We start from the raw sequence: 19,293 nt of genomic DNA on the forward strand, positions 1-19,293 counted from the left end.
CCGATGTGACATTCGGTCGAATCAAGAGGCGATCAGGCCAGGCGCTGCTTCAGGGCCTCGAACTCGTCGCGGACGCCCGAGGGCACCTTCTCGCCGAGGAACTCGAGCCACTCCTCGATGAGCGGGATCTCGGCCTTCCACTCCTCGACGTCGACGGCCAGGGCCTCGTCGACGTCAGCAGCCTCGACGTCCAGGCCGTCCAGGGTGAGGTCGGCAGCGGTCGGCACGAAACCGATCGGGGTGCTGACGGCGTCGGCCTTGTGCTCGATGCGGTCGATGATCCACTTGAGCACGCGGGAGTTCTCGCCGAAACCGGGCCACAGGAAGCGGCCGTCCTCGCCACGACGGAACCAGTTCACGTAGAAGATCTTGGGGAGCTTCTCCGAGTCGGCGTTCTTGCCGAGGTTGATCCAGTGGTTCAGGTAGTCGCCGGCGTTGTAGCCGAGGAACGGCAGCATCGCCATCGGGTCGCGGCGCACGGCGCCGACCTTGCCCTCGGCGGCCGCGGTCTGCTCGGACGACAGCGTCGCACCGAGGAAGGTTCCGTGCTGCCAGTCGAAGGACTCGCTGACCAGCGGAACCGTGGTCTTGCGACGTCCACCGAACAGGATCGCCGAGATCGGCACACCCTGCGGGTCGTCCCACTCGGGGGCCAGGATCGGGCACTGCGACATCGGGGTGCAGTAGCGCGAGTTCGGATGGGCGGCGTTGGTGCCGGACTCGGGGGTCCAGTCGTTGCCCTTCCAGTCGATCAGGTGCGCCGGGGTGTCCTCGAGACCCTCCCACCACACGTCACCGTCGTCGGTCAGGCCGACGTTGGTGTACAGGGTGTTGCCCGCCTCGACCGTCTTCATGGCGTTGGGGTTGGAGGCATGGTTGGTGCCCGGCGCGACGCCGAAGAAACCGAACTCCGGGTTGACCGCGTACAGGCGGCCGTCCTCGCCGAAACGCATCCACGCGATGTCGTCGCCGAGGGTCTCGGCACGCCAGCCCGGAATGGTCGGCTGGATCATCGCGAGGTTGGTCTTGCCACACGCCGACGGGAACGCGGCCGCGACGTAGTAGTTCTTGTTCTCCGGCGAGATCAGCTTGAGGATGAGCATGTGCTCGGCCAGCCAGCCCTCGTCGTGGGCCATCGCCGACGCGATGCGCAGCGAGTAGCACTTCTTGCCGAGCAGCGCGTTGCCGCCGTAGCCGGAGCCGTAGGACCAGATCTCACGGGTCTCGGGGAAGTGGGTGATGTACTTCGTGTCGTTGCAGGGCCACGCGACATCGGCCTGACCCTCGGCGAGCGGCGCGCCCACGGAGTGCAGGGCCTTCACGAACGGGCGGTCGGTGCCCAGCTTCTCGAGCGCGGCCTTGCCCATGCGGGTCATGATGCGCATGGAGACGACGACGTACTCGGAGTCGGTGATCTCGACGCCCAGCTTCGGGTCGTCGGCGCCGAGGGGGCCCATGCAGAACGGCACCACGTACATGGTGCGACCGCGCATGCTGCCGCGGTACAGGTCCGTCATGAGGGTCCGCATCTCGGCGGGGGCCATCCAGTTGTTGGTGGGGCCGGCATCGATCTGCTTCTCGGAGCAGATGTAGGTGCGGGACTCGACGCGCGCGACGTCGGACGGATCGGAATTGCCGAGGAACGAGTTCGGCTTCTTCTCCTCGTTGAGACGGGTGAACGTCCCGGCCTCGACGAGCTGATCCGTCAGGCGCTCCCACTCCTCGTCGGAGCCGTCGGCGAAGACGACCCGGTCGGGCTGGGTCAGCTCGGCAACCTCGCGAACCCAAGCGAGCAGCTCGCTGTGCTCCGTGGGGGGCGTGCCGTCAGTTCCGTTCAGACCGGGAATGGTCGCTGAGGTCATCAAACTCTCCTGGGGTGGGGCCGGGAACCGGAGCGACCACATCAGCCCCGCACAGTTGCGGGGCTGAGAGGTTGAACCGATTTCCCCCTCTCGGCGGGGTGCAGCCCGCCCACTCCGCCGCTGCTCACGTACGTCACCGTGGACAACGAACGAAGGACACGGGTGCCGGGTGTCCTAGCTATAGAGGTTAACGCCGGGCGTCGTGGTTGGGGGAACCGGGTGTCGTCGGTTAGGTCACAGGAACGATTCAGACGACACAGCCGGGTGGTACCCGGCGGGAACCTGCGGGTTTGCTACCCGCCGAGGGTGCCCGAATCGGTGCGTTCCCACCGTTCGCGGCCGTCCGCGTCCCGATGGAACTCCCAGGCCGAGAAGCCGCCGTCGCCTCCGACGATCGTGACGTGGTCGGCATCGCCGTCACCGTCGGTGTCCGTCGCGACGATCAGAGCGTCGTCCACCTCGAACGTCCGGGTGTCGAGCACCCCGTCGTCGTCGACGTCGAAGACGACGTCGGTCAGGTGCACCGCGCCCGAGTCGGCGCCGAACGTCTCGGGGTCGATCTCCGGTCCGGGCATTCCCTGCAGGTCCGCTGTGCTGATCACGCTGTCTCCCTCTGCAATGGCCGTACAACTGTCGTCACTGCGTTGGACGCGACGCCCGCCCGTTCGGTTCCCTCGTGGCGGTGACCGCCTCTCGGCCCTCGAGCACGGCGAGCGCCTCGACCAACACGGCCCGGTCCCGTTCGCACGACGCGAGCCGGCCGCTGCGCTCGGCCGCGAGCCGTCGGACCTCGGCATCGATGGCCGCGATCTCGTCGTCGACGGCCGCCGTCGCGGCGCGGCCGTCGGCCATCACCCGTGTCCCGACCGCGGCCTCCGTCTCGAGCAACCGGGCGAGCACCCGCTGTTCGAGCTGTGCCCGCAGTCCGGCGGTGGCATCCGACGCCCACTGCCGCAGGTGCGCCCGGTCGGCGACCAGACGGCGGGACCGGGCGAGCCACCACGCGGCCGCACCGCCCAGGGTGAGGGTGACGGGGATCGTGGCGATGTCGAGCGCCGGCACCATCGACAGCGGCGCCACGGCCAGCCGGCCGAGACCCACCCCGGCCGAGGCGCCGACGATCACCATCATCCGGTCCTCGACGCCACGGTGCCGCGGCGTCGGCGGCGGCACCGACGCGTCGGCCGGGCCCGCATCGGCGGGCGGATCCGTGAGCCCGGCACGCCCGACGAGATCGTCCAGCCGATGCCGCGCGGCCGTGTCCACCTCCACGGTGAGCGCGTCGGCGAGCTGCGCGAAGCGATCCGGGAACGCCGCCAGCTCGCGGCGGCCGGCCCGGTCGATTTCGGCACGGACGAGCGTCGACAGCTCCCGGGTGCGCACTCCCACCACGTGCACCAGGTCGATGCGGGCGCGCTGGACGTCGGACCGCACCAGCGCCGACAGTTCCGCCCGGCCGACGCCCCGGTCCGACGCCAGCCTGGCGCGGCGCTCCCGCAGCACGACGGCGTCGTCGGTGCGGACCGCCTCGGCGGTCGCGGTGATCATCCGGCACGTCTCCTCCACGAGGGAGGCCGTGGCGCGGCGCCGGTTCCGATCGACGATCGCGCCTGCGGGTCCGCCGAGCGCGTCCCGCACGGCCCGGAGCAACTCGGCCGGGCTCAGGATGCGGACTTCGGCGTAACGCGGCGAGTGCGCCCGCACCAGTGCCTCGTCGCGCTCGACCACGTCGGGTGCGTCTTCCGACGTCGTGAACAGGACGCACTCGACGTGCGCGGCGACGGCGTCGAGCGCGGACAGTTCGTCGCGGCCCAGCGCCGACAGCGCGTCGAGGACGAACACGACCACGGCCGCGTCGTCCGGCACGTCGGTGACCGGCACCTGCGCGGCCAGAGCGGCCCGGACACCATTCGGATCGATGCCGCGCACGGTGGCGATGTGGACGGACCCCGGCTCGACGCGACGTCGGTCCCGCCATCGGCCGATGCCGTCGGGGTTCCAGCGCTCGACGACCCGCTGCGCCTCAACGGTGAGCCCCGGAACGCTGCTCACTCGGAGGTTCCCGCCGCGACGGTCCGACGGGTGCGGGCCCGACGTTCCTCGACGTCACGCCGACGCCGGTCCCCCGCACTGTCCCCACCGAGCATCGCGGCGGACTCGGCGCCCCCGAACACGGCCGGGTCGCTCCGCAGGAAGTCCTCGATCCCGTCGCAGCGCGCGCCGCCGAGATCTGTCGCGGCCGCGGTCGCGAGCACGTCGAGCGCCTCCCGGATGCGGCGGGCCCGCGCCACCCGGACACAGTTCTCGACCGCCGACAGGACCGCGCCGGCATCGGTCCCGGCGCGCGCCGGAACCGTCCGCACCCCGGTCTCGGCGGCGGCCGCGTTCGCGATGCGCACGGCGTCCTCCCACGATCCGAGGGCGTCCGCCTTGGCGAGCACGGCGACGGTCGATCCACTGGGCGCCTGCGCCAGGACGCGGATGTCGGGGGTGCGCAGAGCCCCGGTGAACACGTAGACCACGACGTCGGGACCGATCTCCGGGTCGGGACGTCCCGGCGCATCGACGGCAGGCGTCTCGTCGACGTTCGCGAAGCCGGATCGTTCGAGGACCGAGACGAGCGTGCTGCGGCCGACGCCGGCGCGGCCGATCACCTGGATCCCGATCGGTCGGTGCAGCGTGTCGAGCACGCGGGCGGGTACGCCGACGACGTCGTCGACCGATCGTGTGAACGCCGCGAACTCGAACGCCCCGTATCCGTCCCCCACCGCGCATTCCTCCCCCTGCCGTCCCCCGACGCCGGATGCCGATTGTGTCAGCGCGCTATTTCGACGGCAAGGGTGCGTGAACTCACGGGATGCGGCCGCAGGGGAGCGACTACCAGCAGGAACGCGGCCACCGGTGACGGTGCGACACGGAAGTCGATCAAAGACTCCATAGTATCTTCCGACCGAGTCGGCCCGTGATCACGCCGATACGTGACAATGGTCGGGTGAACGACGCCGATCAGGACACTCCCGACACCTCGAACGACGACCTCGAGACCTCTGCCGCAGACGATTCTGCCGGTGCATCGAAGGGCTCGCGTCTGTACCCGCGGGTGACGAGTTTCCGCTCCCGCCGCGGTTCGCTGACCGAACCTCAGCAGGGTGCGTGGGATCGGATGTGGCCGAAGATCGGCCGCGACGTCGGCGACGATCTGATCGACACCACGGCATGGTTCGAGCGCGACGCGCCGCTGATCGTGGAGATCGGTTCCGGTACCGGCACCGCGACGGCCGCGATGGCGAAGGCCGAGCCGCACGTGAACCTGATCGCGGTCGAGGTCTACCGCCCCGGTCTGGCGCAACTGTTGCAACTCGTCGAGCGGAACGAACTCACGAACGTGCGCGTTCTGCGTGGCGACGCAGTCGAGGTGCTCGAGCACATGGTCGCCCCCGAATCGCTGACGGGCGTCCGCGTGTTCTTCCCGGACCCGTGGCCCAAGGCGCGCCACCACAAGCGCCGGCTGCTGCAGGGCCCGACGTTCGCGCTGATCGCGAGCCGGTTGAAGCCGGGCGGCGTGCTGCACGTGGCCACCGATCACGCCGAGTACGCCGAGGCGATCCGGGAAGCCGGCGACGCCGAGCCGCTGCTCACCGAGCTCGACTGGGAGTCGCCGATGACGCACGAGCGTCCGGTGACGAAGTTCGAGGACAAGGCACACAAGGTCGGAAGCACGATCACCGAACTCATCTGGGGGAAGATCAAGCCATGAGTCTCAGCGAAGGCACGTCCGACACCGATCTGACGCGCGGCTCCAACGACGGCAACGCGCGAGAGACCAAGCGCGTACTCCTGGTCTGGGACGCACCGAACCTCGACATGGGGCTCGGCGCGATCCTGGGCGGACGCCCGACGGCCGCCTACCGGCCCCGGTTCGACGCTCTGGGCCGCTGGCTGCTGTCGCGCACGGCCGAGCTGTCGGCCACCGAGAGCGCGACCCTCGAGCCCGAAGCCACCGTCTTCACCAACATCGCCCCTGGTAGCGCGGATGTTGTCCGCCCCTGGGTCGAGGCCTTGCGTAATGTGGGCTTCGCGGTGTTCGCCAAGCCGAAGGTGGAGGAGGACAGCGACGTCGATGCCGACATGCTCCACCACATCGAGCTCCGCCGTGGTGAGGGTCTGGCAGGCGTCATGGTCGCCTCCGCCGACGGTCAGGCGTTCCGTGAGCCGTTGGAGGACATCGCAGCAGCCGGCGTGCCGGTGCAGGTCCTCGGGTTCCGCGAGCACGCCAGCTGGGCGGTCTCGTCGGACATCCTGGACTTCGTCGATCTCGAGGACATCCCCGGCGTCTTCCGTGAGCCGCTGCCACGGGTGAGCCTCGAGTCCCTGCCCGACGAGGGTGCTTGGCTGCAGCCGTTCCGTCCACTGTCCGCCCTGCTCGTCGGGCGCTGAGGAGTCCATACGTGTTCGCTCGCTGGGGAGATCTGGTCTACCGAGCCCGTTTCACCGTCATCGCGGTGATGGTGGCCGGGCTGTTGGCGCTGGGCGCCTACGGTTCCGGTCTCGGTGCCCACCTCAGTCAGAGCGGCTGGGACGACCCCGGGTCGGAGTCGGTGGCCGCCGCGAAGCTCGCGGACGGCACGTTCGGCCGCGACACCAACGGCGACGTCGTGGCGATGTACACCGCGCCCGAAGGCAAGACGGTCGACGACCCGGCGTTCGCCGCGCAGGTCTCGGACAGCCTGCAGCAACTGCTGCAGGAACACCCGGATCAGGTCGCGAAGGTGAACGGCAGCTATTTCCAGCTGCCGAACACCCCGCGGCTGCCGGCGATGGCCACCGCGGACAAATCGCACGCGATCGCGAGCATCGCACTGAAGGGCGACAACGACACCGCGATCACGAACAACTTCCGCGAGATCCGGGACGCGTTCGCGATCGACGGCGTCGAGGTCCAGCTCGCCGGCATGCAGCCGGTGGCGAGCGCGATCAACGACACGATGGCCAACGACCTCCACCGGATGGAGATCATCGCGATCCCGGCGGTCGCGGTGCTGTTGTTCTTCGTGTTCGGCGGCGTCATCGCCGCCGCGCTGCCGCTGATCGTCGGCGGCCTGACGATCCTCAGCGCCAACGGCATCGTCCGGGTGATCACGCACTTCACCGAGGTCAACGCGTTCGTCGCGTCGGTGGTGTCGCTGATCGGCCTGGGCCTGGCGATCGACTACGGCCTGTTCATCGTCAGCCGGTTCCGAGAAGAACTCGGCGACGGGTACGACACCCGGACGGCGGTGCGGCGCACCGTCATGACCGCGGGCCGGACGGTGTTGTTCTCCTCGACGATGATCGCGGTGAGCATCGGTGGATTGATCCTCTTCCCGCAGGGCTTCCTCAAATCGGTCGCGTACGGCGCGATCGCGACGGTGCTGCTGGCGGCGTTCACCTCGGTCACGGTGCTGCCCGCGATCCTGAGCATCCTCGGCAGACGCATCGACAAGTTCGGCCTCAAGCGGTTCGGCCAGATCAAGTCGACCGAGGAGATCGAGAACAGCGTCTGGGGCCGGCTCACCCGCTGGGTGATGCGCAACCCGCTCAAGGTGACGATCCCGATCGTCGTCAGCCTGCTGCTGCTCATCATCCCGATGACGGGCATCAAGTTCGGCGGCATCAACGAGGACTACCTGCCGCCGGACAACGCGACCCGCGTCGCGCAGGAGCAGTTCGACGAACTGTTCCCCGGCAACCGCACCGAGCCGGTGAAACTGGTCATCGCCGGCGCCGAGGGCGCCCAGGTCGGCCAGATCATGAAGTCCGCCAGCGAGGCACCCGGACTGGTCGAGAAGTTCTCGATCACCGGCCCCGCGAAGGACGGCGTCCAGGTCCTCAAGGCCGGCCTGGTCGACCGCAACAACTCCGCCGAGACCATCGACTACCTGCGCTCGATGCCCGTTCCGGACGGCGTCCAGGTCCTCGTCGGCGGCACACCCGCGATCGAGCAGGACAGCATCAGCGCGCTGCTCGACAACCTGCCGCTCATGGTCGCGTCGGTCCTGATCATCACGACGCTGCTGATGTTCCTGGCATTCGGCTCGATCGTGCTGCCCATCAAGGCCGTGCTGATGAGCGCCCTGGGCCTGGGCTCGACGCTCGGCATCCTGACCTGGATCTTCATCGACGGCCACGGGTCGAGCGCGCTCGGGTTCACGCCCGGACCGATCACCTCACCGGTCCTCGTGCTGATCGTCGCGATCATCTACGGCCTGTCGATCGACTACGAGGTGTTCCTCCTCTCCCGCATGGTCGAGGCCAGATCGCAGGGAGCCAGCACCACCGAGGCCATCCGGATCGGCACCGCGCACACCGGTCGGATCATCACCGCGGCCGCACTGATCCTCATCGTCGTCACCGGCGCGTTCGGATTCTCCGAACTGGTGATGATGAAGTACATCGCCTACGGCATGATCGCCGCGCTCATCATCGACGCGACGCTGATCCGCATGTTCCTGGTGCCGGCCGTCATGAAGCTCCTCGGCGACGACTGCTGGTGGGCACCGGCCTGGATGAAGCGCATCCAGCAGAAGATCGGGCTGGGCGAGCCGATCCTCGACAGCGAACTCGTCCCCGCCGACGTCCCCGACCTGACCGCCACCGACGCGCCGGTCCCGGCCCCCGCCGAGCCTGCGGGTGCACCGGCCCAGGCGGCCGCACCGCGCGGCGCAGCCACCGCCGTCCTCGATCGCGCGCCGGAGCCGGAGCCGCTGACGATGCCGCTCCCCCGCGTGACCGCGGCGCTGCGTGCCCGCTCGGCGACCCAGCGTCCTGCCACCGAACGCCCGGAACCGGTTTCGCCGCCGAAGCCCGACGTCCGTCCGCGCCCGGAGGCACCCGTCTCCCGTGCCGACGGCGAAGAGGTGGCGTGGCTCGCGGCGCTCAAGGCCCCGAACACGGGAGTGATGCCTGCCGTGCAGGTGACGCCCGAACCGGTGGAGAACCCGGCCGAGCCCGGCCCGGGTGAGAATCCGGCCGATCCGGAGAATCCCGGTCGGCACCGCAGCGGGGACAAGGCCGTGAGCGTCAGCGAGCTCCTGGCCCGCCACCGCGACGACGACTGATCAGCCCAGCATCCTGCGCAGCGTGGTGCCGAACGGGTAGCGCGCTGTGATCGAGCCGAATCGCACCCGTCCGCGAACGACGAGGTGTAGCGGACCGTACGGGGGGCCGGTGCGGACCTTGTTGGACACCGAACCTCCGACGGAGTCGATGTCGTTGAGGTCCGCGGTCGCCTGCTCCGGCAGGACGAGCGTGACGGATCCGCAGAAGTCCTCGACGGTCAGGTGCACCACCTGGGTCTGCATGACGGCCTCGGTGAAGTCGAGTGTCGTGCTGCCCATTCGTGAGTCCAGGACCAGCGCGGGCGGCACCTGCCAGCGGCCCTTGCGGGTGACGGTCGACATGCGACCGCGGATGACGAGCGGCTGCGACGCCGGGTAGCCACCGACGCTCGGCTGCGGCGCGGGTTGCGGCGGCGCAGGGGGTGCGTATGAAACCGACGGAATCTGCGCGGGAGGCGCCGGGTATGCCCCGTTCACATATTCCGGGTTGATCTGCATGCCCGGCAGATCCGCGAGGACGGCGTTGAGTTCACCGCGAGTCTTCGCGGCGAGGGCCGTGTCCATGCGTTCGGTGAACTCGCCGAGCGAGAGCATGCCCTGCCCCACCGCGCGCTGGAGCAGTTCGCCGACGTGTTCACGCTCGGCATCGGACACCCGCAGATCTCTCGCCTCCATGCGGACAACGATAAATCAGTCCGGCGACCGCGCATCTCCAGCGCTCGGCGGCGGCCCGTCCGGCTCGTCGGGTGTCGCGGGGAACATCGGGATCGACGGGTCGGCGCCGGCGAGGGATTCGTAGACCTCCTCGGCCTCGTCCGTGCTCTCGGCGCACAGCGACCGGATCGCCGTGTTGAGGAAGGCAACGATCGGCACCGCGAGCAGGCCGCCGACGATTCCCGCGAGGACGATGCCGGTGGTGATCGCGAGCACCACCGCGAGCGGGTGCAGGCGGACGGCGCGGCCCAACAGCAGCGGCTGCAGGACGTGGCCCTCGAGCTGCATGATGCCGATGATGATGCCGAGCACGATCAGCGCGGTCAGCAAGCCCTTGGTGACCAGGGCGACGAGCACCGCGAGGAAGCCGGTCACGAACGCGCCGACGATCGGGATGAACGCGCCGACGAAAACGAGCGACGCCAGCGGCAGGGCGAGCGGGACGCCGAGAATCGCGAGGCCGGCGCCGATGCCGATCGCGTCGACGGCAGCGACCGCGACCGTCGCGCGGGTGTAGCCGACGAGCGAGTTGAAGCCCTGCCGGCCGGCCAACCGGACGCGACTGCGGGTGTTCTTCGGAACGATGCGGGTGACGAACTCCCACACCTGGTCGCCGCCGTAGAGGAAGAACACGAGGGTGAACAGGGCGAGGAAGGCTCCCGCGAAGATCTCCCCGATCACCGTCGCCGTGGTCAGCGCGCCGCTGGTGAGGGCTTCCTGGTTGGACTGGATCGCCTTGACGACGTTGTCGCCGGCGTGCCGGATCTGGTCCTCGCTGAAGTGCAGCGGCCCGTCGGTCAGCCACTCCTGGGCCTTGGTGACGCTGGTCGTGAACTGGTCGCTGAGGTCGGGCAGACCCTCGACGAACTGCTGCACGACGAACGACAGGATCGCGCCGACGATGCCGATCGTGCCGACGACGGCGACCAGCACCGCGGCGGACCGGGGAACCCCGCGCCGGTGCATGTGGTCGACGGCGGGCATGAGGAAGGCGGCCAGCAGCAGCGCGAGCGCGACGGGAATGACGACGGCCTCGAGTTTGGAGACGACGTATCCGAGCGCGAGCAGCCCGGCGAACAGGACGAGCAGTCGCCACGTCCAGGCCGCACCGAGACGGACGAGCGGATGTACGGACTCCACCGAGTCCCGCTGTGCTCCGGCCTCCCCCGACTGGCTCTCGTTCACCGCGCGAGCCTATCCGGACCTGCGCCGTCCACGGCGGAGAAACGACCGCCGACCGCGGCAACCGTGTGCGCTGCCCGGCCGCGAACTATGTCCCGCTAAGTTATGAGATCGTGTGGGCCTCGTACCGAGCAGTGACGCTGACGATTCGTAGTCGTTGGCCTCTCTACATGCTCTCGATGGCCGGGGCGAACCTGATCGGCGCCGTGCTGGTCTTCGCCTTCGTCCGCTACGGCATCCCGATCCCGGAATCCGCGGACATCATCAACGACCACGTCCGCAACTTCGCCGTCTTCAGCGTCTATCTCGTGTTCGCCGGCCTGGTCAGCCTCACCGCGGCGGCGATGATGCTGCGGTCGGTGATCCGTTGGCAGCTGCGCGGCGGTCCGCCGACACGGGCCGAGCAGATGGCGGCGCTGCACGCACCGCTGCGCCAGGCGATCGTGCATCTGGTGCTGTGGTTCCTCGGCGGCGTGATCTTCGTGCTGCTCACGGTCGAGGAGATGCCCGAGCTCGCGGTCGCCGTCATCGTCACGGTGGGCATGGCCGCGACCACCACGTTCGGTTTCACGTACATGCTCGGCGAGCGAATCCTGCGTCCTGTCGCGGCGCAGGCCCTCAGCGAGGGCCAGTTCGACCGGACGATGGCGCCGGGTGTCGGCACCCGCATGGCGATGACGTGGGGCCTGGGCACGCTGATGCCGGTGATCGGCATCATCCTGCTGTGCGTCACGCAGCTGACGACCGACCTGGAGTTCGCGCCGAGCGCGCTCGCGTGGGCAATCCTGCTGCTGTCGATCATGGCGATCGGGCAGGCCTTCGCGCTGTCGATGCTGACGGCGAGTCAGATCTCGGATCCGATCCGGCAGCTGCGGCGCGCGATCGAGCGGGCCCAGAAGGGCGAGACGGACGTCCGCGTCGAGGTGTTCGACGGCTCCGAGATCGGCCGCCTGCAGGTCGGCTTCAACCGGATGATGCGCGAGGCCGACGAGCGACGCCTGCTGCGCGAGCTGTTCGGTCAGCACGTCGGCGAGGACGTCGCTCGTCGTGCGCTGCAGTTCGGCACCGAACTCGGCGGTGAGACGCGCTTCGTCGCGGTCCTGTTCGTCGACATGGTCGGCTCGACGGGCGCCGCCGCGGAGCGGCCCCCGGGCGAGGTCGTCGAGTTGCTCAACGAATTCTTCCGGGTGGTCGTCGACGTCGTCGACCGGCACCACGGCTTCGTCAACAAGTTCATGGGCGACGCGGCGCTCGCGATCTTCGGCGCCCCGCTGGACCGCCCCGACGCCCCCACCGCGGCGCTCGCGGCCGCCCGCGAGCTGCGGTTCGCGCTCAACGAGATCACCGGCCTCGACATCGGCATCGGCGTGTCCGCGGGCCTGGCCGTCGCGGGCAACATCGGTGCCGCCGAGCGTTTCGAGTACACGGTGATCGGTGATCCGGTGAACGAGGCGTCGCGCCTGACCGAGCTCGCGAAGCTGCGGCCCAGCCGCGTCCTCGCGTCGACCAGCGCGCTGTACTTCGCGGACGACGAGGAGCAGGCGCACTGGGAACTGGGCGACCAGGTGCAGCTGCGGGGCCGCCGCCGCAACACACACCTGGCGTGGCCGGTGTTGTATCCGGAGTGACGTGAGGGATTTTCGTTACCCTGAGTTCGTGACACAGCCGGAGTCCGCCCCTCGAGGCGGTCACACAGATCGGCCGCGTGGTCGATTCTGGTGGCTCAAGTGGGTCGCCGGCGCCCTCCTCGTGGCGCTGCTCGTGGGCGAGGGTCTGTACCTGTGGCCGCGGCTGCACGAGTCGTGGCAGGCGCTGGCCGAGATCCACTGGGGCTGGGTCGCGCTGTGTGTGGTCGCGCAGGCCGTCTCGCTGAGCGGCTACGGCCGGGTGCAGAAGCAGTTGCTGCATGCCGGCGGCGTGCCGGTGAGCCAGCGCAAGTCGGTCGCGGTGATCTACGGATCGACGGCGATGGCGCTGACGCTGCCCGCCGGCCAGGTGTTCTCCACGGCGTTCACGTACAAGGAGACCCGACGCTGGGGCGCGAGCCCGGTCGTCGCGTCGTGGCAGCTGGCGATCTCCGGCGTGATCGCGGCCGCCGGGCTCGCGCTGGTCGGGGTGACCGGCGCGCTGCTGGTCGGCGGCTCGGTGAGCCCGTTCACGCTGCTGTTCTCGGTCGCGGGTCTCGCGGCACTGCTGTACGCGGGCCGGTACGTCTCGTCGCATCCGGAGTCCATCGAAAAGGTCGCCGGGTGGGTGCTCGCGCGCGCGAACGGCGCACTGGGCAAGCCGTCGGACACCGGGATGGACGCGGTCCGGACCACGATCGAGCAGCTCGACTCGGTACAACTCGGCAAGCGCGACGCCGCTCTCACCCTGGGCTGGTCGGCGGTGCATCGTCTCGCCGACATCGTGTGCCTGGGCGCGGCGTGTTTCGCGATCGGCGCCGAACCCGTGCTCGCGGGCGTGCTGATCGCGTTCGCGGCCGGTAAGGCCGTCGCGACGATTCCGGGTGCGCCGGGCGGCCTGGTGTACGTCGACGCGACGCTCATCGCGGCGCTCACGACGGCCGCCAGCATCAGCGCGTCCCAGGCGGTGGCGGCGGCGTTCGTCTACCGCGGGGTCAGCTTCATCCTCGTCGCGATCGTCGGCTGGATCGTCATCGCCTTCCTGTTCCGCGGGCACGGCCAGGCTTCGGACGCGCCGATCGAGGCCGAGGAGACCCCGGAGTTGGAGCAGCGTCGGACCGTGGCGGACCCGACGACCGTGCGGTCCGACGTCGAGGACCGGATCCCGCGCACCGACTGAGCCCGTCATCCACCCAGGTCGGCGGCCATCGCTTCGAGATGTGTGCGGGCGATGCGGGCGGCTTCGTCGACGTTCCCCTCCGCGATCGCGTCCACGAGCGCGCCGTGTTCGTCGGCGTTCGGTTCGGTGTCCCGATCCCGCAGCCCGAGCAGACCGATCATGTCGATCATCGCGTCGGCGACGCGCGGCACGAACGTCTCGAACAGTTCGGACAGCACCGGGTTGTGCGCGGCGGTGACGATCGCCCGGTGCACCGCGGTGTCGGCCTCGACGAACTCCCGGTCGGGGGCGTCGGCCGCGGCCGCCCGCAGCTCGAGGGCGCGGCGCATTGCGGCGACGTCGTCGGCGGTGGCGCGGACCGCGGCTAGGCGCGCGGCCTCGATCTCGATCGCGGCCCGGACCTCGACGACGGCCACGATCGCGCCGCGCTGCAGCACGGCCTCCCAGCCGTCGGCCTCGGGTTCGGTGCGTTCGACGAACACGCCGGCACCCTGGCGCGGCCGCAGCATGCCCTGGCCGGCGAGCATCCGCAGCGCCTCGCGGATCGTCGAGCGCCCGACCCCGAGTTCCGCGGCGAGCGTGGTCTCGCCCGGAAGCTTCGCCCCGACCTCCCACTCCCCCGCTTGCAGGCGGCGTCGTAGCTGGTCGGCGGCCTGATCGGCCAGGAGATTCCGGTTGAGCGCGGCGGGCAAGCAAACTCCTCAGGTTGTCAGACAAGTTGTTTTCCTCTAGCTTAGCCGACATGACGTATCGCGGACTGCTCCTCGGCAGCCGCGGCGGGGTCTGACCGGACCGGCACCCCGTCGCGGGGTTCCGCCGTGCCGGTCGCCCCTCTCGATCGGCTCAGGAGCCACCGTCATGAACTGGAATCGTCAACGCCCGTCGTCCATGCCCAGCCACCGCTACCGCCCGTACACGGAGCGCGTCCCGGTGCCGCTGACCGAACGCTCGTGGCCCACCGCCCACACCACCGTCGCGCCGCTGTGGGTGCCGGTCGATCTACGCGACGGCAACCAGGCCCTCGCCGAGCCGATGGACCCGGCCCGCAAGCGCACGTTCTTCGAACTGATGATCCGCATGGGGTACAAGGAGATCGAGGTCGGCTACCCGTCGGCCAGTCGGACCGACTTCGATTTCGTCCGCGACCTGGCCGAGCAGGACCTGGTGCCCGACGACGTCACGATCGTCGTGTTCACCGCCGCCCGAACCGATCTGATCGAGCGCACCTTCGAGTCGGTGCGCGGACTGCCGAACGTCGTGGTGCACATGTACACCGCAACGGCACCGACGTGGCGCGACGTCGTGCTCGGTCACGACCGGGAGGCGCTGCACCGCTTGATCTTCGACGCTGCGCAGGACGTCGCGCGCTGCGGCGACCGGCAGCCGGGCGTGCGCTTCGAGTTCTCCCCCGAGGTGTTCAACCTGACCGAGCCCGACTACGTGCTGCAGGTGTGCGACAGCCTCACCGAGCTGTGGGACGCGTCGCCGGATCGTCCGGTGATCCACAACCTGCCTGCGACGGTGGAGATCTCGACACCCAACGTGTACGCCGACCAGATCGAGTACATGCACCACAATCTGGCGCGTCGCGAGTCGGTGATCCTGTCGGTGCACCCGCACAACGACCGCGGCACGGGTGTCGCGTGCGCCGAACTGGCGGTGCTGGCCGGCGCGCAGCGCGTCGAGGGCTGCCTGTTCGGCAACGGCGAGCGGACCGGCAACGTCGACCTGGTGACGCTCGCCCTGAACCTGCACGCGCAGGGCGTCGACCCGATGATCGACTTCTCCGACATCGACGGGGTGCGTCGAACGGTGGAGCACTGCAACAGGATCGATGTGCACGCCCGGCACCCGTACGGCGGCGACCTGGTGTACACGGCGTTCTCCGGCACCCACCAGGACGCGATCAAGAAGGGCTTCGCGCACCACCGCGCGCGGGCCGAGGCTGTGGGCGTGGATCCGGCGCAGGCGCCGTGGGACGTGCCGTACCTGCCGATCGATCCACGCGACGTCGGCCGCGACTACGAGGCCGTGATCCGGGTGAACAGCCAGTCCGGCAAGGGTGGCATCGCCTACCTGCTGCAGACCGGATACGGCATCGACCTTCCCCGGCCGCTGCAGATCGACTTCGCGGGCCGCGTGCAGCGGGCCACCGACGACAGCGGCGCCGAGATCACCGCAGAACAGTTGTGGGAGTTGCTGTTCGCGGAGTACGGGTTCGACGGCAGGCTGGGCCAGTGGTCGATCGAGCACCGCGAGGACGGCGACCACCTGCGCGTGCGGGCAGAGTTCGACGGCACCACGATCGACGGCCAGGCATTCGCCGGCGGACCCGTCGAGGCGCTCACCAAGATCCTGGCCGACCACGGACTCCCGGTCGAGGTGCTCTCGTTCGTGCAGCAGTCCGTGGGTGCCGGCAGTGCGGGACGAGCCGTGACGTTCGCGCTGTGCCGCAGCGGCGGGGTCGAGCGCTGGGGAATCGGCTTCGATCAGTCGGTGACGGCGTCGGCGTTGCATGCCGTCCTGGCCGGCGTCGCCGGGACACCGGTCTCCGACTGACGGACCGGCGGCCGGCCGGAACACCCCCCACCCGAGCGTGTTCCGGCCGGCCTCCGCGTCAGCTCAGGTTCGCGGACAGCATGCTGCTGCCGGCACCGCTCTTCAGCAGGTCGGCGATGATGGCGCTGCCGCCGTCCATGTTGATGGTGGCGCTGCCGAGGTTGAGCGCCTGACCGAGGCTGCCGAAGCCGCCCGGGGAGAAGACGATCTGGTAGCTGTAGGACAGGATTGCATCCTGGGCTGTGGCATCGATGCATGCGCCGACGACGGCGTACGCGCCCGGTTCGATCGGCTTGAGCAGCCCGGTGTTGATCCCGCCCTCGGGGGTGGCGGTCGTGCTCTCCGCCGTCGGCGCCGCGTCCGACGTCGGGTTGCCGATGTAGTAGACCTTGCCGAGGAGGTCGGCGAATCCGGGCCACTGATCGGTCGGCAGCGCGGCGAGGGGCAGCGCGTCGGTGGCGTTCAGGACGATCGGCAGGCAGATGGCATTCTGACCCGTGCTCGTCTGCGTGACGGTCATGTCGATGACGTCGCCGTCGACACTGGCGGAGATCTTCGGAGCCGGTACGGCGGCGGCGGGACCTGCGGAGGCGATACCCGGCACGGCCAGGGCGAGCGTTCCGGCAACGGCTACGGCGGCACCCGCACAGCGGGCGATGGTCGACTTCTTGGACAACTGCTTCTCCTTGCTTCAAAGGTGGCGCACTGTTCATGACAGTCCTGCCGGACCCGAGATCACGGTTGGCAGAACCGGATTCGAAACACCCCGCCGTATCCGGAGGGGCAAAGCAGACAAGCAGGGCGAACGTATCACGGAAACTTACTGAACGGTAGTAAGAATTTCGATCACCGAGACTGCCCAGCTCGGAGTGACGGACGTCACTACCGGTTGCGGAATGGCTGCACCGGTGGGACCGTTGTAACCACAGTCTTTGAAGTTTCAACTACTTTCCTCTGGGAGTTCACATGACCACCGCCACCGCCCTGCCCAACCTGTCCGCCGGCACCTGGGCCATCGACCCCACGCACTCGACCGTCGGATTCATGGTCCGGCACCTCGTGGTGAGCAAGGTCCGCGGCACGTTCAACGACTTCACCGGCTCCATCACGGTCGCCGAGGACGGCACCCCCTCCGTGCAGGCCGAGATCCAGGTCGCGTCGATCGACACCAACAACGAGCAGCGTGACGGCCACATCAAGTCGGCCGACTTCTTCGACGTCGAGCAGTTCCCGACCGCCACGTTCGTCTCCACCGGCGTCCGCGCGGCCGGCTCGAACTTCGTCGTCGAGGGCGAGTTCACGCTGCACGGTGTGACCAAGCCGGTCGAGCTGGCGCTCGAGTTCCTGGGCGTCAACCCGGGCATGGGCAACGGCCCCGTCGCCGGTTTCGAGGCGTCGACCACCATCAACCGCAAGGACTTCGGCATCAGCATCGAGATGCCGCTCGAGGGTGGCGGCGCCGTCGTCGGCGACAAGATCACCATCAACCTCGAGATCGAGGCCGGCCTCCAGGCCTGATCCACCACGAACGACGCACCCGCTGCGGCCACCTCCCCCGATCGCAGCGGGTGCGTTTCTCCATGTCTGCCTGGGCCCGACGCGGACTACCGGCCGACGGCTCCTCCGAACCAACGAGACAGATGGTCGACGAGATCGCCCTGATCGTCACCGACCCACGCCACGTACCCGTCCGGACGCAGCAGGACGGCGGGCACGTCGAGTTCGGCATCGACGTCGACGTCGACGTCGACGACATGGTCGACGCGATCCGCCCAGCCCGTCGACGACAGTCGTCCCGCGCGGTCGAGCAGGAGGCCTCTGCCTGCGTGCATCCGTTCGTACAGGCGGCCCCGCCCCAGCCGCACGTCGCGCATCCTGCGGCCCACGAGTTCGTGTGCGCCGCCGAGGTCGTAGCGAACACCGATCGCGGTGATCTTCTCGATCAGGTACCGGTTCACGTCGTCGAACTCGATCAGTTCCTCGACCAGCCGTCGCACCGCCTGCGCGCCGGGCTCGACGGACATCAGTTCCATCTGCGCCCGGGTGTTGTCCAGCACCGCCGCGGCCACCGGGTGTCGCTCGTCGTGGTAGCTGTCGAGGAGACCCTCCGGGGCCCAGCCGCCTACCTCCGCCGCGAGTTTCCAGCCCAGGTTGAACGCGTCCTGGATGCCGAGGTTCAGTCCCTGCCCGCCGGTCGGCGGGTGGATGTGGGCCGCGTCGCCCGCGAGAAACACCCGGCCACTGCGGTAGTGCTCGGCGAGCCGGGTGGCGTCGCCGAAGCGGGACAGCCAGCGCGGTGAATGCACGCCGAAGTCGCTGCCGGCGATGGCCCGCAGTTGCGTTTCGAAGTCGGCGAGCGTGGGCCGGACATCGCGATCCCCCGTCACCCCGGCCGCCGGAACGATGACGCGGTACATCCCGTCCCCGAGCGGCATGAAGCCGAATCGCTTGTGGGTCTTGCGAACCTCGGCCGTGACAGCCGTCAGCGTCTCCGGCGGCGCGGACACCGCCATCTCCCCCAGCAGCGTCTCCACCTTGCTCGGCTCACCGGGGAATCCGATGCCGAGCAGTCGGCGCACCGTGCTGCGGCCGCCGTCGCAGCCGACGACGTACCGCGAACGCAGGTGGGTCCCGTCGGCCAGTTCGACGGTCGCGCCGTCGTCGTCCTGAGTGATCCCGACCAGTTCGTGGCCGCGCCGGATCTCGGTCCCGAGTTCGAGCGCCCGGTCGGCCAGGATGCGGTCGGTGACCGGCTGCGGAATACCGAGAACGTAGGAGTGGGCGGTGTCCAGGTCGTCCGGCCACCTGCTGCTCAGCCCCGCGAAGAACCCACCGACCGCGAACCGCTTTCCCTGCTCGAGAAACCGCTCCAGCAGGCCCCGCTGGTCCATGATCTCGATGCTGCGCACGTGCAGTCCGAGCGCGCGGACGAACGCGGGCGGTTCCGCCTGCTGCTCCACCACGAGTGTGCGCACACCGTGCAGGCGCAACTCCGCGGCAAGCATCAGACCGGTCGGCCCGGCCCCGGCAATGATCACGTCGAACATGTTTTCCCTCCGCCGTTTTCGTTCCGG

The 19,293-nt window shown here is 69.3% G+C and carries 16 protein-coding genes; 7 read left to right on the top strand and 9 right to left on the bottom strand.

The window, feature by feature from the left end; translation table 11 throughout:
* Positions 1-32: 32 nt before the first annotated feature.
* The 4 genes from LCL87_RS05370 to LCL87_RS05385 all read right to left on the bottom strand — a co-directional run bounded on the left by LCL87_RS05370 (position 33) and on the right by LCL87_RS05385 (position 4,630).
* On the bottom strand, positions 33-1,862 hold the full coding sequence (locus tag LCL87_RS05370) for a phosphoenolpyruvate carboxykinase (GTP) (protein WP_225017427.1): 1,830 nt from the start codon (positions 1,860-1,862) through the stop codon (positions 33-35).
* 293 nt (positions 1,863-2,155) lie between these two features.
* Positions 2,156-2,464 carry a DUF6802 family protein gene (locus tag LCL87_RS05375; protein ID WP_225017429.1) on the bottom strand — a complete coding sequence of 103 codons (309 nt, stop codon included), beginning with the start codon at positions 2,462-2,464 and terminating at the stop codon, positions 2,156-2,158.
* Between the two features lie 34 nt (positions 2,465-2,498).
* The gene (locus tag LCL87_RS05380) at positions 2,499-3,914 is read right to left on the bottom strand and encodes a hypothetical protein (RefSeq protein WP_225017431.1); all 1,416 of its coding nucleotides are present in this window, start codon (positions 3,912-3,914) and stop codon (positions 2,499-2,501) included.
* A complete protein-coding gene (locus tag LCL87_RS05385) occupies positions 3,911-4,630 on the bottom strand; it encodes a hypothetical protein (protein ID WP_225017433.1) in 720 nt (239 codons plus the stop codon). Before LCL87_RS05385 ends, LCL87_RS05380 begins: the two co-directional genes overlap by 4 nt.
* A 206-nt stretch (positions 4,631-4,836) precedes the next feature.
* Here LCL87_RS05385 and trmB point away from each other — a divergent pair, with 206 nt between their 5' ends.
* Genes trmB through LCL87_RS05400 form a run of 3 tightly spaced genes read left to right on the top strand, consistent with a single transcriptional unit; the run spans position 4,837 to position 8,959 of the window.
* Positions 4,837-5,619, top strand: coding sequence for a tRNA (guanosine(46)-N7)-methyltransferase TrmB (gene trmB / locus LCL87_RS05390; RefSeq protein ID WP_225017885.1), 783 nt, complete (start codon positions 4,837-4,839; stop codon positions 5,617-5,619).
* Positions 5,616-6,299, top strand: coding sequence for an NYN domain-containing protein (locus tag LCL87_RS05395; RefSeq protein ID WP_225017435.1), 684 nt, complete (start codon positions 5,616-5,618; stop codon positions 6,297-6,299). The genes trmB and LCL87_RS05395 overlap by 4 nt, the downstream gene beginning before the upstream one ends.
* 11 nt (positions 6,300-6,310) lie before the next feature.
* On the top strand, positions 6,311-8,959 hold the full coding sequence (locus LCL87_RS05400; protein ID WP_225017437.1) for an MMPL family transporter: 2,649 nt from the start codon (positions 6,311-6,313) through the stop codon (positions 8,957-8,959).
* Here the strand turns inward: LCL87_RS05400 and LCL87_RS05405 are convergent, their stop codons facing one another.
* Together LCL87_RS05405 and LCL87_RS05410 are read right to left on the bottom strand one after the other, a co-directional pair.
* Entirely contained in the window at positions 8,960-9,634 is a 675-nt protein-coding gene (locus LCL87_RS05405; RefSeq protein WP_225017439.1) for a DUF1707 SHOCT-like domain-containing protein, read from the bottom strand.
* A gap of 15 nt (positions 9,635-9,649) precedes the next feature.
* Complete coding sequence (locus LCL87_RS05410; protein WP_225017441.1) at positions 9,650-10,858, bottom strand: AI-2E family transporter; 1,209 nt, start codon at positions 10,856-10,858, stop codon at positions 9,650-9,652.
* A 167-nt stretch (positions 10,859-11,025) separates the two neighbouring features.
* On the opposite strand from LCL87_RS05410, the gene LCL87_RS05415 reads away from it, so the two are divergent.
* Both LCL87_RS05415 and LCL87_RS05420 read left to right on the top strand, forming a co-directional pair.
* Entirely contained in the window at positions 11,026-12,483 is a 1,458-nt protein-coding gene (locus tag LCL87_RS05415) for an adenylate/guanylate cyclase domain-containing protein (protein WP_225017443.1), read from the top strand.
* A gap of 28 nt (positions 12,484-12,511) precedes the next feature.
* On the top strand, positions 12,512-13,660 hold the full coding sequence (locus LCL87_RS05420; protein WP_225017445.1) for a lysylphosphatidylglycerol synthase transmembrane domain-containing protein: 1,149 nt from the start codon (positions 12,512-12,514) through the stop codon (positions 13,658-13,660).
* 5 nt (positions 13,661-13,665) lie between these two features.
* On the opposite strand, the gene LCL87_RS05425 is transcribed toward LCL87_RS05420, so the two are convergent.
* A complete protein-coding gene (locus tag LCL87_RS05425; RefSeq protein WP_225017446.1) occupies positions 13,666-14,352 on the bottom strand; it encodes a FadR/GntR family transcriptional regulator in 687 nt (228 codons plus the stop codon).
* Positions 14,353-14,518: 166 nt separating this feature from the next.
* Here LCL87_RS05425 and LCL87_RS05430 point away from each other — a divergent pair, with 166 nt between their 5' ends.
* Positions 14,519-16,219, top strand: a complete 1,701-nt coding sequence (locus LCL87_RS05430; protein ID WP_225017449.1) for a 2-isopropylmalate synthase — start codon at positions 14,519-14,521, stop codon at positions 16,217-16,219.
* Positions 16,220-16,277: 58 nt separating this feature from the next.
* Here the strand turns inward: LCL87_RS05430 and LCL87_RS05435 are convergent, their stop codons facing one another.
* Positions 16,278-16,895 (bottom strand): hypothetical protein, encoded by a 618-nt coding sequence (locus LCL87_RS05435; protein ID WP_225017451.1) that lies wholly within the window; start codon positions 16,893-16,895, stop codon positions 16,278-16,280.
* Positions 16,896-17,185: 290 nt separating this feature from the next.
* Between LCL87_RS05435 and LCL87_RS05440 the strand changes: the two genes are divergently transcribed.
* Positions 17,186-17,737 carry a YceI family protein gene (locus LCL87_RS05440; RefSeq protein WP_225017453.1) on the top strand — a complete coding sequence of 184 codons (552 nt, stop codon included), beginning with the start codon at positions 17,186-17,188 and terminating at the stop codon, positions 17,735-17,737.
* Positions 17,738-17,823: 86 nt separating this feature from the next.
* Here the strand turns inward: LCL87_RS05440 and rox are convergent, their stop codons facing one another.
* Positions 17,824-19,266: a rifampin monooxygenase gene (rox, locus tag LCL87_RS05445; RefSeq protein ID WP_225017455.1), complete on the bottom strand. Its 1,443-nt coding sequence runs from the start codon at positions 19,264-19,266 to the stop codon at positions 17,824-17,826.
* Positions 19,267-19,293: the final 27 nt, after the last annotated feature.

This window comes from Prescottella equi (assembly GCF_020171745.1).
GTDB classification, from domain to species: domain Bacteria; phylum Actinomycetota; class Actinomycetes; order Mycobacteriales; family Mycobacteriaceae; genus Prescottella; species Prescottella equi_A.

Bases quoted from the DNA above. Each gene is read 5' to 3' on its own strand.
- LCL87_RS05370 (WP_225017427.1), bottom strand. From the start codon at position 1,862: ATGACCTCAGCGACCATTCCCGGTCTGAACGGAACTGACGGCACGCCC.
- LCL87_RS05395 (WP_225017435.1), top strand. From the start codon at position 5,616: ATGAGTCTCAGCGAAGGCACGTCCGACACCGATCTGACGCGCGGCTCC.
- LCL87_RS05405 (WP_225017439.1), bottom strand. From the start codon at position 9,634: ATGGAGGCGAGAGATCTGCGGGTGTCCGATGCCGAGCGTGAACACGTC.
- LCL87_RS05415 (WP_225017443.1), top strand. From the start codon at position 11,026: ATGCTCTCGATGGCCGGGGCGAACCTGATCGGCGCCGTGCTGGTCTTC.
- LCL87_RS05430 (WP_225017449.1), top strand. From the start codon at position 14,519: ATGAACTGGAATCGTCAACGCCCGTCGTCCATGCCCAGCCACCGCTAC.
- LCL87_RS05440 (WP_225017453.1), top strand. From the start codon at position 17,186: ATGACCACCGCCACCGCCCTGCCCAACCTGTCCGCCGGCACCTGGGCC.
- rox (WP_225017455.1), bottom strand. From the start codon at position 19,266: ATGTTCGACGTGATCATTGCCGGGGCCGGGCCGACCGGTCTGATGCTT.